The organism is Microcoleus sp. MON1_C1 (genome assembly GCF_036701945.1).
Classification (GTDB): domain Bacteria; phylum Cyanobacteriota; class Cyanobacteriia; order Cyanobacteriales; family Microcoleaceae; genus Microcoleus.
The window spans coordinates 141827-154306 of sequence record NZ_JAUBRO010000010.1; the positions used below are offsets into that span (position 1 = coordinate 141827).

13 protein-coding genes are annotated in these 12480 nt (G+C 45.8%); 7 read left to right on the forward strand and 6 right to left on the reverse strand.

Annotated elements, in window-relative coordinates; all coding sequences use genetic code 11:
- Positions 1-344: 344 nt before the first annotated feature.
- The 3 genes from QUA62_RS08105 (at position 345) to QUA62_RS08115 (ending at position 3852) form a co-directional block, all read left to right on the forward strand.
- A complete protein-coding gene (locus QUA62_RS08105) occupies positions 345-2018 on the forward strand; it encodes a methyltransferase domain-containing protein (protein ID WP_333403377.1) in 1674 nt (557 codons plus the stop codon).
- A 75-nt stretch (positions 2019-2093) separates the two neighbouring features.
- The gene (locus tag QUA62_RS08110) at positions 2094-2963 is read left to right on the forward strand and encodes a calcium-binding protein (protein WP_333403378.1); all 870 of its coding nucleotides are present in this window, start codon (positions 2094-2096) and stop codon (positions 2961-2963) included.
- A gap of 40 nt (positions 2964-3003) precedes the next feature.
- Entirely contained in the window at positions 3004-3852 is an 849-nt protein-coding gene (locus QUA62_RS08115; RefSeq protein WP_333403379.1) for a Uma2 family endonuclease, read from the forward strand.
- A gap of 12 nt (positions 3853-3864) precedes the next feature.
- Here the strand turns inward: QUA62_RS08115 and QUA62_RS08120 are convergent, their stop codons facing one another.
- The 3 genes from QUA62_RS08120 to QUA62_RS08130 all read right to left on the reverse strand — a co-directional run bounded on the left by QUA62_RS08120 (position 3865) and on the right by QUA62_RS08130 (position 6002).
- Positions 3865-4671: an MOSC domain-containing protein gene (locus tag QUA62_RS08120; protein WP_333403380.1), complete on the reverse strand. Its 807-nt coding sequence runs from the start codon at positions 4669-4671 to the stop codon at positions 3865-3867.
- Positions 4672-4787: 116 nt separating this feature from the next.
- Entirely contained in the window at positions 4788-5087 is a 300-nt protein-coding gene (locus QUA62_RS08125) for a putative quinol monooxygenase (RefSeq protein ID WP_190656699.1), read from the reverse strand.
- 237 nt (positions 5088-5324) lie between these two features.
- Positions 5325-6002 carry a hypothetical protein gene (locus tag QUA62_RS08130; protein WP_333403381.1) on the reverse strand — a complete coding sequence of 226 codons (678 nt, stop codon included), beginning with the start codon at positions 6000-6002 and terminating at the stop codon, positions 5325-5327.
- 143 nt (positions 6003-6145) lie between these two features.
- Between QUA62_RS08130 and QUA62_RS08135 the strand changes: the two genes are divergently transcribed.
- Positions 6146-6625: a hypothetical protein gene (locus tag QUA62_RS08135; protein WP_333403382.1), complete on the forward strand. Its 480-nt coding sequence runs from the start codon at positions 6146-6148 to the stop codon at positions 6623-6625.
- 118 nt (positions 6626-6743) lie between these two features.
- Here QUA62_RS08135 and QUA62_RS08140 read toward each other — a convergent pair whose 3' ends face one another.
- Positions 6744-7247 carry a hypothetical protein gene (locus QUA62_RS08140; RefSeq protein ID WP_333282647.1) on the reverse strand — a complete coding sequence of 168 codons (504 nt, stop codon included), beginning with the start codon at positions 7245-7247 and terminating at the stop codon, positions 6744-6746.
- Between the two features lie 438 nt (positions 7248-7685).
- On the opposite strand from QUA62_RS08140, the gene aroA reads away from it, so the two are divergent.
- Positions 7686-9041 (forward strand): 3-phosphoshikimate 1-carboxyvinyltransferase, encoded by a 1356-nt coding sequence (gene aroA / locus QUA62_RS08145; RefSeq protein WP_333403383.1) that lies wholly within the window; start codon positions 7686-7688, stop codon positions 9039-9041.
- Positions 9042-9189: 148 nt separating this feature from the next.
- On the opposite strand, the gene QUA62_RS08150 is transcribed toward aroA, so the two are convergent.
- Both QUA62_RS08150 and QUA62_RS08155 read right to left on the reverse strand, forming a co-directional pair.
- Positions 9190-9627: a CAAD domain-containing protein gene (locus QUA62_RS08150; RefSeq protein ID WP_333403384.1), complete on the reverse strand. Its 438-nt coding sequence runs from the start codon at positions 9625-9627 to the stop codon at positions 9190-9192.
- Between the two features lie 196 nt (positions 9628-9823).
- Positions 9824-10831 carry a 2-hydroxyacid dehydrogenase gene (locus tag QUA62_RS08155; protein WP_333403385.1) on the reverse strand — a complete coding sequence of 336 codons (1008 nt, stop codon included), beginning with the start codon at positions 10829-10831 and terminating at the stop codon, positions 9824-9826.
- A gap of 243 nt (positions 10832-11074) precedes the next feature.
- On the opposite strand from QUA62_RS08155, the gene QUA62_RS08160 reads away from it, so the two are divergent.
- Both QUA62_RS08160 and QUA62_RS08165 read left to right on the forward strand, forming a co-directional pair.
- Complete coding sequence (locus QUA62_RS08160; RefSeq protein WP_333403386.1) at positions 11075-12079, forward strand: ion transporter; 1005 nt, start codon at positions 11075-11077, stop codon at positions 12077-12079.
- Positions 12080-12337: 258 nt separating this feature from the next.
- On the forward strand, positions 12338-12480 hold a 143-nt coding region (locus QUA62_RS08165), incomplete at its 3' end, for an IS1/IS1595 family N-terminal zinc-binding domain-containing protein (protein WP_445301646.1).

A 12480-nucleotide genomic window follows, 5' to 3' on the forward strand; every position in this document is an offset into this window, starting at 1 on the left:
ATTTAGCACAGGGTAGTGTGGATTTTTTGAGAAAAAGCAGAATTAATTGATCGGCTCAATTGCGCTAAAAAAGGGTAGGTAGAGAATAAATTATAAATTTGCCGAATATTTGCTAACATATAGCAATCCTGGAGGATTGGTGAATAAGATTTAAAGGAAACGCTCTTAACGCACACCAAGAGAATAGAAAAGAAAAAAAGTTCGCAACTGAGAATTTAGTGCTTGACAAAGATAGCGATCGCCATTGTATACTGGCATCGCAATGCTAACCTTCGGCTGGTTGTCTGTCGGCATGGGTTGCTCTGTTTTATTTTACGATAAACTAATCAGGAATTTTAGACAAAGTGATCGATCGCGCCAACCACGACTTCTTGAAGCTGCTACCGCCGGATGCTAAAGTCATTGTCGAAATTGGCTGCGGTACGGGCTCGACGGGTGAACAGTACAAGCTGATCAATCCCCATTGTCAGTATATGGGCATTGAATGCGATCGAGAAAAAGCTAAAATTGCGGTCGATCGGCTAAACTGGGTGACTGTAGCCGATATTGAAGAAATTGCCCTCGAAAGTCTCGACATCGCTCCAGGAACCGTCGATTGCTTAATTTTCGGCGACTTGCTACCCTATCTGAAAAATCCCTGGGAAGTCCTCAAGCAGTACAGTGGTTTGCTGAATCCAGAGGGGCAAATTCTCGCCAGAATCCCTAATGTTCAATACTGGCGGCGAATTGTTAATCTGCTGCGGGGACAGTGGGAGAATCCCGACAGCAAGATGCAGCACTGGTTTACCCTAGAAAGTATTAAATCACTATTTGCTCAAGCCGGATTGCAGGTTTACGAATTTCAAGGGAAGGGACACAAAACCGAAAATTTTGTCCACTTTCAGGAATTACTGCATCCAATGGTAAAGGCTTTAGAGCTCACATCGAGCAGTTTTGCTACGGAAACAGGTGCTGAACATTATATCGTGCGATCGACCAAATCGACCGTACCTGCGCGCAGACTGCTGATTCAGACTATCATTATGGCTCCTACAGGGTGCGATCGCGTGCGAGTTTTGGAACCGGACAAATTTAGCGCCACAATTCCCGGTGTCCGCACCGTATCCGGCGTGAAAACAGCAGGATTAATTCCCCCCCTGCCGGAAGAAGAAAAAGTTTTCATCTGGCAGCGGACAATTATGCAATATCCTGCCTACATTCCCCAACTCAAAGAACTGTTGCAACAAGGCTATTTAATAGTAGCTGAAATTGACGACAATCCCATCCGCCGCCGCGAATATGCAGATAATAATTACCTCAGCTATCGCGGCTGTCACTGCGTGCAAACTTCTACAGAACCCCTCGCAAAAATTTTGCGCCAATACAATCCCAATGTGGCTGTATTTCCCAATCACTTAGCTTATCTACCTCCGCCGCGAATTTATCCGGCCGAAGATACAGTCACAATCTTTTTTGGTGCACTCAACCGCGAAAAAGATTGGCAGCCGATTATGGCAGCGCTAAATCGAGTTTTAGTCGCACACAAGCACCGGATTCGAGTTAAAGTAATCCACGACAGAAAATTTTTTGAATCCTTGAAAATACAGCAAAAAGAATTTGAACCATTTTGCAGTTACGAACGGTACCAAGAAATTATGTACAGTTGCGATATAGCTTTGCTGCCGCTTGTTTCCAACCCGGTTAACGAAACGAAATCCGACTTAAAATTTATTGAATGTGCAGCGCGGGGAGTAGCGGTGCTGGCAAGTCCCACGGTGTACGAACATTCGATTGTCGAAGGTGAAACAGGATTGATTTATAGATATGAAAAAGAGTTTGAAACCAAACTAAATTCGCTGATTTCAGACACTTCTCGGCGCCGGGAAATAGCCGCGAATGCTTACGAATGGGTGCGCGACAACCGCTTGCTGTGCGGGCACTACCGGCAGCGGCGAGATTGGTACTTACAGATGCGGGACGAGTTGCCACGTTTAAATGCTGAGTTGCGCGATCGCCTGCCCGAGTTATTTGGTGACTAAATGCGGTAAAATTTATAGGGTTATTGTGCGATCTTACTGTTTTATTGTTTAATTTCTAATTGTTACTCCACACCAATGCGAATTCTATTCACTATTGCTCACTTTTACAATCCCAGCGGCGAGGGGAAACACGCTTCCCAGCGAAATGATCCGCAACCGCGACTGAATGCTTTAACCGCTTGCGTGACAGCGCTGCAAGCTTTGTACGGCAAATCTCAGTCCATGATTGACATTAGCGAATGTGCAACTATCCCAGCAAATCAATCTCAACAGCACGAAATTGACATTGTTATTTGCACTACTCAAGGTTATCATCTGTTGCCTCAACTGCCCGTGCAGCCCAGATGTTTTATGCACCACGCTACCAAATGCGAACCGCTGCTTTTGGGGTTTGAGTGTCAAGCAGTTTTGCGAGCGTGTCTTAACAAATACGATTATTTCTGTTATTTGGAAGATGATTTAGTTCTGCACGATCCGTGGTTTTTTAGTAAATTAAAGTGGTTTACGCATCACGGGGGAAATGGGAATTTGCTGCAACCTAATCGCTATGAAATAGCGCCTAAAGGCGCGGTTTTTAAAGCATATGTTGATGGTGATTTAGCAGAATCCGCTACTTCTCCGTTTCAAAATGTAGAGGAGCAGCGGCAGTTAATGGGAAAAATCATGGAACAAACAGTCGCTTTTGAGCGGGCGTTGAATCCTCATTCCGGCTGCTATTTTTTGAATGCGGAACAGATGGCACACTGGGCTAAGCAGTCTCATTTTTTGGACAGAGATACTAGCTTTATCGGTCCGCTGGAAAGTGCCGCAACTTTAGGAATTATGCGGACTTTTAGAGTTTACAAGTCAACTCCTTCCTATGCTAATTTTTTGGAGATTCAACATTTTGGAACGAGTTTTCTAAACTTGATTGGTAATAAGGTGAGGGTGCCGGAAGCAGGATGAGTTAAGATATTCAGGTAAGCTGCAATACTTGAGAGGTAGCATGACCCCGGCAACCGAAAAGATTGTCCTTCCCTCTCCCTTCCCCGACCACACTCAACTGCCAGAGGAAGATGGCACTTTCGTGAAGAATTTTCAGGAGCATCCTCAGAGTATTATTTTGACTGATTCGATCGGGTCGGTATTGCAAGAGCTTCATCCCGATGGGCAATATGCTATAGGGCAAGACTGCGGCATCTACTGGCGAGAAACTGACCCGCTTGAAAAGGGAGCAGAAGCTCCAGACTGGTTCTACGTGCCGAATGTGCCACCAACACTAGGAAATCAGATCCGTCGCTCTTACGTGCTGTGGCGGGAATTCATGGCTCCGATGATTGCTTTGGAGTTCGCATCGGGAGATGGTTCAGAAGAGCGGGACACAACCCCACTATCGTACTCGGAAGTTGGAGCGGCGCAAAGACCTGGGAAGTTTTGGGTATATGAGCGGATCATGCGGATTCCGTTTTATGGCATTTATGAGATCAATAGTGGCAGGCTGGAGGTTTACAACCTGAACAATGGGTTTTACCAGCAGTTGCTTCCGAACTCGCGCGGTCATTATCCGATCGCGCCAATGGGCGTAGAATTAGGACTGTGGGAAGGCAGTTATCAAAACCAGACAATGCTGTGGCTGCGGTGGTGGGATAGCGAGGGCAATTTGCTGCTGACAGGTACAGAACGAGCTGCTGTCGAACAGCAACGAGCTTCCTTAGCAGAGCAGGCTTTGAGTGCAGAAGCCCAAGCGCGGCGGGATGCAATCCCTCGGTTGTTGGCAATGGGATTGAATACAGAGCAAGTGGCAGAAGCACTCGGTTTATCAGTAGAGGAAGTTAGGCAGCATTCACAATCTTAATGTTGGTTTTTATTAATAAGAAGTCAAAACATCGCCGATTTTAACTGTGCCGCTGTTAATAATTTTTGCTAACACTCCAGTTTGTGCGTGACCGAATTCCTTTTGGAGTAAACTGAGTAGGGAAATATCCCGATCGCCTGTTTCGGGATTAACTTCTATATTGACACAGCGATTGATTCGTGCTGTAACTTCTATGCGCGCCGTGCCTAATTGAAACTGTTTTCCGATCAACTCAAATTCTGACCAAGCTGCCATACCTTCTAGCACAATGTTCGGGCGAAATCGGCCCACGTCAATGTTTTGAAGAGCGATTTCTGTTAATTGGTCTAATGTGGCTTGACTGAGTAAAGAGATGTGTACGGGCTCTCGATCGGGATAACGAGTTTCGCCGCTGGTGTCGCCGACTAAGTGCAAAGGTGCAAACTGCGGGTGTCTCGCTTCTTTTGTGGGTTCAATTGCCGCCAGATATTCTGTGAAAAAAGCGCCGATGCGATCGCGCCCCGCTGCTGTGTTCGTTTCTGCCGATAACACTACAACTCCTTCACGCTTGACTGTTAAAACGGCCGTTTCCGGTTGATAATGACATTCTAAAGCTGCTAACAAAGGCCAATCGTTTTGGACAGCAAAATTTTTTTTGCTCATCCAAGGCACATTGTCAGGCGGCATTTTTGCAGCTTCAAGATTATCTGCAAACATTAAGGCAAAAGCTCGATCGCCCTTAATTCCGTGTCCTGCTGTTAAAGCAAACTCCGACATTTCTTGCGGTGTCAGCCCTTTAATTGGATAAATAAATAACTGTTTTATTGTTGCAGATATCATAAATTTGAGGAAGTTACTACACTTTTAAATCTCAATCTTATCCCCCCTTACTAAGGGGGGCTAGGGGGGTAGAAGCTATTTCACCAACCCTTAATAAAATTGCTCTAAAAACCGGATTAAGCTAGCAATTCATAGCGGCGGATATCTGGAGGCCCAACGGCCAAACCGTCTAATTTCTGCACAGCGTCTTGAATGTGAGTTGAACCGAGATGTAGTTCCAGCAAATCTGCACTTTCCCACTCTTCAACGAAGGTAAAATCTGTGGGATCGGCTTGATTTTGCAGGAGTTCGTATTTGATGCAGCCTTTTTCTTTGCGAGTGGGCTCCATAATGCTCAGCAGCAGAGATTTAAGTTCTGCTACTTTGTCGGGAAAGGCAGCGAGGCGGGCGACTACTCGCAAGGTTGTTTTGGACATAGGAGAAAAAAGTCACAGATAGGACGATCGAATTTACCGATTTTTATTTGGCAAACTCAACAATAGAGGATTTTACTTAAAATAACCTAAAGAGGTCGATCGGTCAACGGCAGTAAAATCAATGCTGGGTGCGCTTAAGTCTCAGAAACCCGGTTTCTTGCCAAATTCTTCGTTACTAAGCGCCGAACCTCCTAGAAACCGGGTTTCTTGAGATATTTTGGCAAATACCGGAGGATCTCAATCTTTGGGATAAAATCGCTTGTTTTCTGTAGAATATTCCCAGGCCAGATCCTCCGGGTCTTTTTCGCGGCTCCACTGAGCAAACTCCGGCTTAAGTTTCCACTTGCCGATCGTAGTTGCGTGAACTTTGAATCTGCGGGAGAGTTCCGTCTGGGTAAAAGAGATTTTGGGTTTTTCAGGAGTCTTGGTTTGAGCAATGGGGAATAAATTTGGTTTTTTATCTTGTGCTTTTTCCCGATTTGTGGGAGGCTCTTGAACAGCTATTACCGCATTAGCTGTTTCGCTTTGATTGACAGGTGGAGCTATTTGAAAATAATACAAAATTCCGCCTTGTTCTGTCACTTCAAAATCCGCTGCAAACTCAGAGGCTCGTTCGTCGAGATACTCTTGAACCTTTTCTCCGGGGAGTTTTGCATTCATCGCCAAATCCAAAGCCGTAACTCGCCCTTGATTTTCCTTGATTAACTTGTAGAAAACCGAGTCTAAATGAGCGAGTTTGTGTTTTTGTTGCTGCTGGTAGAGCCTCCAAGCCCAAGCAATGCCCGCTGTGGTGGCGATCGCCCAAAACATCGTTCCCGACTCGAAACTGGCAACCGCCGTCAAGGAAATAGGCAAAAGCAGGGTAAGATATCCCCAAATGCTTCCCTTCTTTAGGTTATTGCTGTTTTTGACCATAGTTCCTAAACAGGTACGTAGTTTAGCTTAGTAGGGCGTGTCTGAATGCCGCGAAAGTTTTACGACAGTCGATATATCGGCTAATCGCTGACGCACTCTACTACACCATCCCAGAATCTACTTTTTTTTGCAACCGAGGGTTCATGTACTTTTTTCGCAAACAGATTGCCATCCTGCTGATAGTTGTTGCTTGCTGTACGCTGACGATTAGTTGCAGCGATAGCCGAGCTGTCCAGTGTACTAAATTTACTGAAATTGTCAACAAGGGCAACGCTCTCATTGATGTTGATAAAGACAGCAACGATGCTGCAACGACCGACAACTTAGCTAAAAATTTGAACCTGATAGCGAATGAACTTGAAGATCTGCGAATAACAGATCCAACCCTCAAAGAAATTCAGAAGCCATCGGTTAAATCCTTCCAGGAAATTAGTCAAGCACTCGGCGACATAAGCAAAAGTCTTCAGGCTGGAAATCTCGCTTCTACAAGTATAGAAGGTCGAGAGCAAATCCAAACCGCTCAAGCAGATATTATCAGAGCAGGACAGCAGGCGAATCAAGCAGCCGCAAATCAAGACGCTTTGACTAGCAAACTGATTAATTATTGTAAGAGCGATCGCTAAAGGCTAAGAGTTTTGAGTTGGGAGATGGCCACGCGAACCCCAACAACCCACGGGGGGTGAATGAATTTGAGGAATGCGTCGCCTTCACCTACTATCTACCCCTTTGCAATTACCCAATTTAGTGATGAATTTCTAGATTCAAAATATAGCGACCGAGTTGTACTTTCTCCGACCACAACTCGTATTCTAACTGCAAGTGTCCGGGTTCCGGCTTTCCTGTCAGCGTCAAGTTGCGGGTGAAGTTGCGGAGTCGCAACTGTTCGGGAGTCGCCAGCGATTCGCCCTGAAGCCAATAACGGCTCAGGCCGTACATTCCTCGTTCCCAGCAGTGGCGGTAACTGTATTTGCCGTTTCCTTGCATGGTCATAATGACTCGATAGGGCGAAACTTCTAGCCAGAGCAACCGGGGTTTTGTAGTTGCGGGCAAGATTGTAACTTGCTCGGCCGATTTGTCGGAGTCGTCGGAAAATTCGCGATCGATTATTGCTGGTTCGTGTAACAACAAGTGAAAGCGATCGCTGTCTTTTTGATAAAGGGTAGCAGCGGTTTCCACGAATGACCACAAAGGTAAATCTGTGGATACCAGCGATAAACTGACAGGCTTGCGGTGATGGGTCAGCATAAATAAAAGTTTAGGAGTTGTTGTGGATCGGGCGGTTTGAGATTTGAGATTTTAGACTTTAGATTTTAGATTTGCTGGGTTCCAAATTCCGGAGCTTTTGCTTAAAAAAATGAAAAACCTACAACTCGCAATCGAAAATCTAAAATTGTTCAGTCACAATTCAATCATCTGGTCGATAACTGAGAGCAGGAAATGAAATCTACGCATATACACGGATAATATTTGTGAAATTTATGTGAAATTAATGTGAAATCCGTGCGGTTGCGTCCGTCCTCCCTTGTCGCCGATAACTGACAGAAGAGTCTGCGGGCGAGTTTAATCAGCCTTTAAGTTAACCGGACACATTGGGAAAAAACCCGCAGGCCGTACAAAAGACGACTGACTTAGGACTGGGAAAAAGGTAGGATAGCTAACGCCATCCAATCCTAGTTTATCTCAATGCAAGCTGACATTATAACTACTACGCTTCTTGACAAAAGCCAAACTTTAAGCATTCAAAAACCGGCCTCGGGCTTGTCGCTGGTGGGGAGGATTCGAGTTCCGGGCGATAAGTCGATTTCTCACCGAGCTTTGATGTTAGGTGCGATCGCCCAAGGCGAAACTACTATTGAAGGACTACTCCTAGGGGAAGACCCCCGCAGCACGGCTAAATGTTTCTCGCTCCTGGGAGCCAAAGTTTCTGAACTCAACGCGGAACGGGTGACAGTTACGGGCGTCGGAATTGGCGAGTTAGAGGAGCCTGTAGAAGTCTTGGATGCGGGTAATTCCGGCACGACGATGCGGCTGATGTTGGGAATTTTAGCCTCTCATCCGGGGCGTTTTTATGCAGTAACGGGCGACAGTTCTCTGCGATCGCGCCCCATGTCGCGCGTCATTAAACCGCTGCAACAAATGGGAGCCCAAATTTGGGGCCGAAAAAGCAATTCTTTAGCTCCTTTAGGGATACTGGGACAGCAGTTAAAACCAATTCACTACCATTCTCCGATCGCCTCGGCTCAAGTTAAATCTTGCATTTTGCTCGCCGGTTTGATGGCAAGCGGAGAAACTACAGTCACAGAACCCGCTCTGTCGCGGGATCACAGCGAGCGGATGCTGCGAGCGTTTGGAGCCCAATTGAGCGTCGATCCAGAAACTTGCAGCGTGACAGTCACTGGGCCGACACAACTGCAAGGGCAGAATGTGATTGTACCGGGGGATATTAGTTCGGCGGCTTTTTGGCTAGTTGCTGGGGCGATCGTCCCGGGTTCCGAGCTCGTAGTCGAAAATGTCGGCGTCAACCCAACCCGTACAGGCATTTTGGAAGCTTTGGAGATGATGGGCGCCGATATTGAACTGCAAAATCAGCGAGAGGCGGCTGGGGAACCGGTAGCGGATATTTTGGTTCGCAGTTCCGGCCAATTGCGGGGATGCACCATTGCTGGCGACTTAATTCCCCGACTGATTGACGAAATCCCGATTTTGGCGGTAGCAGCGATCTTTGCGTCCGGTACTACAATAATTCGAGATGCGGCCGAGTTGCGAGTCAAAGAGAGCGATCGGCTGGCCGTGACTGCTGCAGAACTCAACCGCATGGGAGCCAAAATTTCCGAGTTACCCGACGGTTTAGAAATTACCGGGGGAACTCCTTTGACCGGCGCGGATGTTGACAGCTACACCGACCACAGAATAGCGATGAGTTTGGCGATCGCAGCCCTCAACGCCACAGGTATTACTAACATTCACCGGGCAGAAGCTGCTGCCATTTCCTACCCCGACTTTACCGCCACTTTGCAACAAGTTTGCCACCCTAATTGAGAGGGGGAGAGCCGGAGAGCGGGAGATTGGGAGAGCCAGGAGTGCGAGATTGGGAGAGGGGAGAGTGGGAAAAATCTTCTTTATTCATTCTTTCTTCTTCATTCTTCCTTCTTCCCTCTTCCTTCTTCCTTCTTCCTTCTTCCTTCGTTTAAGAATCTTTACCTACAACTTGTTCTTTTAAAGAATCAATTTCCGTTAACAACTCTTGGCGGTTAGAAGCCTTGAGCAGATAGCGGTAAACAAACCAACCCGTATATCCCATCCCAATCAACTCAAAAACGGGAGCTACCAAAGGGACATCATTAAGAGCACCTAAAACTCCCAGCATTACCTTAATACTAATGCCGCCTGCCAGAATTAAACCAATAGTTATGAGGGGCTTTTGGTAGTCAGCAAAAAAATTGGAGACATAGGTTGGAAGTTCCGACAAAATTGTCAGAAATTGGTCTTTAATATCTTGGAACTGGCTCGTCGGTGTTTCTGTGGTTGTCACTGTAGTCATGACCCCCGGTTGGTCAGGCACCAGGTCTACTGTGACGACTTCAGTGACTGTTTGTGCGTCGTCAGAAAAGTTAGCTTGTGTCATTTGATACTTCCTCCGGTGTCAAGTACAATTGCAGGCTTTGAGTGGCTGCCCGTATAATTCTCCGGCAATTAGCACAGCATTCGCGCTGCCGGGACTAATTGATGAGACTAAGGCAGAGCTTCACAAATTGCAAGCAAAAATAAGGATAAGACTTGATTGTAAACAATTTCCCCCGTTGCCAAATCGGTCTTTTGACTCATTTTTTCACTTGAGCGAAGTCGATTTGATTCGGGCAAGGGCGTCCTTGTTCAAAGTCGGTGATATTGGCGATCGTGGTTTCGGCAATATTTTTCAAAGCTTCCTCCGTGAAAAAAGCTTGGTGTCCGGTAATCAGGACGTTTGGAAAAGTCAGCAAACGCTGAAAAACGTCGTCTTGAATGACCTGATTTGACAAATCCTCAAAAAACAGATCCGTCTCTTGTTCGTACACATCTAATCCGAGGTAGCCAATTATACCCGACTTCAGACCTTTGGTAACAGCTTTAGTGTCAATCAACTGACCGCGGCTGGTATTGATCAGCATCATCCCCGGTTTCATTTGCTCGATCGCCTCTGCACCGATTAAATGGTAAGTTTCCGGTATCAGCGGACAGTGGAGGCTGACAATATCAGAGGTGGCGAACAGTTCCGGGAGTGCGACGTATTCCATGCCTAGGGCGAGGCAATCTGGGTTGTGGGAAACATCGTATCCCAGCAGGCGACACCCGAATCCGTGCAGAATTTGGGCAGTAATTGCGCCAATTCTGCCAGTCCCGACGATTCCCACCGTTTTGCCGTGGAGGTCAAAACCCAACAAGCCATCTAGGGCGAAATTGCCTTCGCGGACGCGGTTGTAAGCCCGGTGGATTTTGCGGTTGAGGGACAAAATCAGAGCGACTGCGTGTTCGGCGACGGAGTAGGGAGAATAAGCCGGAACTCGGAGGAGAGTTAGATCTAAATCCTTGGCTGCTGCTAAATCGACGTGATTGAATCCGGCCGATCTCAGGGCCAGCAAGCGGACGCCTTTTTCGGCGATCGCCCCGAGCGTTTTCGCGTCCAAGCAGTCGTTCACGAACGCACAGACGGCCGGAAATCCAGCAGCCAAAACGCTGGTTTCCAGGGTCAGATGCGGTTCAAAAAAAACCAACTCGTGTTGACCGCCGACATTGGCTGCTGTCAGAAAAGTGCGATCGTAGGATTTGGTATTAAATACGGCTACCTTCATGATTTTTGCCTGCAAATCCAGTAATAGTTGGGAATTCTTTCCAGAGTAACTCTAAATTTTACTAGAACGCCCTTGCCCCAAACAACCCAGTTTCCCTGATAAATATTGAGTTTCGCAACGATAGCATTTCGGAAGACACCAAATTTTTAGCCCTAGGGCAAGTCCTGCTTAATTTTTTTAATCTAATTGCTTAGACTGTAGTAAAGCGCGATGTTAATTGCTAAATTTTTAGGAGGATATCCGATGCGTAAACAACTCAAAACTATAATTCATGAAATTTTAGAAACCTCAGAAAGCCGCAATTTATACAGTTTAGCAGATGACTTTGTTATTACAAGTTTAATTTTGATAAACGTCGCAGCTTTTATTGCTTCTACTTCGCCCACCTTGGCGCAAGAACACCAAGCGATTTTGGACAACATCGAAATAGTTTCATCCTTAGTATTTACAATAGAATATCTTTTGAGACTGTGGGTATGTACAGTCGATTGCAGATACACCCACCCGCTTTGGGGCAGATTGAGATATGCTCTTACCCCGCTAAGTCTGATAGATTTAATTTCAATCTTACCTTTTTACTCCTTGCTATTATTTCCAAGTTTAAACTTCGTTAATTTAATTCGACTCCTGCGCTTGTTGCGCTTGCTAAAAATGAGCCGTTATTCAGAGTCAGTCAGAACTCTGGGAGCAGTATTGTTCGCTAAAAAAGAGGAGTTAATCGCCACTGCATTTGCAGTTTTTATTCTGTTAATCTTTGCCTCTAGCATCATGTATTTTGTGGAACACGAGGCGCATCCAAAAGCTTTTGGGAGCATCCCCGATGCAATGTGGTGGGGAGTGGTGACATTAACTACTGTTGGTTACGGCGATATTTATCCAATCACTCCTTTAGGCCGATTTTTAGGAGCAATATTAGCATTTTTGGGAATTGGAATTTTTGCGTTACCTGCGGGGATAATTGCTGCGGGTTTTTCCGAGGAAGTACAAAGGAGAAAGCAGGAAAAAATGGCGGCAAATTTAGAGCAATCTGCGAATTATCAATCGGTCAAAAGGCTGGCGGAAATCGAGGTCGGGTTTGAACAAAACCAAAGGGCGATCGCACTTCACATCGAAAGTTCATCCGAGTTGATGAAAATGTGTGTTCAAACGGCGAAACAGAAGTTAGGAAGTGATTTTCAAAATGAACAAATTCTTCGTGATTTAGCTATTCATCTGTACAAGGAAGCTGTTAGCAAATTTGAGCTGTAATTCGAGTTAGATATTATACTTCTTGCAAAACTCGCAAACAATCTTGAAATCATCTGCCTTGGCTCTGCGTTTTCCCGAGCAATCAAAGATTTATGTAATAAGTCTATTGCCTTTCATATCATGTCCTGTAAAATAACCATTATCATGTTTGTATTGAGGAATAAAATCCTCAATACAAACCAATAAATGGCGTTGCTGAAAGACTAATGGTTATCATGGTAAAAGAGGAATAAGTAGAGTGGACGGAGGTTAATCCCGATGAAGTGTCCTAATTGCGACTCAAACGAGACATATAAGAATGGTCATCGTACTGAGAGACAGTGTTACAAATGCAAGCACTGCGGTCGCCAATTCCTCGAAAGCTATCGCGATTGGAAATATTCTGACGATGTTAAGCAACT

Bases quoted from the DNA above. Each gene is read 5' to 3' on its own strand.
- QUA62_RS08135 (WP_333403382.1), top strand. From the start codon at position 6,146: ATGTACTTTTTTCGCAAACAGATTGCCATCCTGCTGATAGTTGTTGCT.
- QUA62_RS08140 (WP_333282647.1), bottom strand. From the start codon at position 7,247: ATGCTGACCCATCACCGCAAGCCTGTCAGTTTATCGCTGGTATCCACA.
- QUA62_RS08160 (WP_333403386.1), top strand. From the start codon at position 11,075: ATGCGTAAACAACTCAAAACTATAATTCATGAAATTTTAGAAACCTCA.
- QUA62_RS08150 (WP_333403384.1), bottom strand. From the start codon at position 9,627: ATGACACAAGCTAACTTTTCTGACGACGCACAAACAGTCACTGAAGTC.
- QUA62_RS08115 (WP_333403379.1), top strand. From the start codon at position 3,004: ATGACCCCGGCAACCGAAAAGATTGTCCTTCCCTCTCCCTTCCCCGAC.
- QUA62_RS08125 (WP_190656699.1), bottom strand. From the start codon at position 5,087: ATGTCCAAAACAACCTTGCGAGTAGTCGCCCGCCTCGCTGCCTTTCCC.
- QUA62_RS08120 (WP_333403380.1), bottom strand. From the start codon at position 4,671: ATGATATCTGCAACAATAAAACAGTTATTTATTTATCCAATTAAAGGG.
- QUA62_RS08130 (WP_333403381.1), bottom strand. From the start codon at position 6,002: ATGGTCAAAAACAGCAATAACCTAAAGAAGGGAAGCATTTGGGGATAT.
- aroA (WP_333403383.1), top strand. From the start codon at position 7,686: ATGCAAGCTGACATTATAACTACTACGCTTCTTGACAAAAGCCAAACT.
- QUA62_RS08155 (WP_333403385.1), bottom strand. From the start codon at position 10,831: ATGAAGGTAGCCGTATTTAATACCAAATCCTACGATCGCACTTTTCTG.
- QUA62_RS08110 (WP_333403378.1), top strand. From the start codon at position 2,094: ATGCGAATTCTATTCACTATTGCTCACTTTTACAATCCCAGCGGCGAG.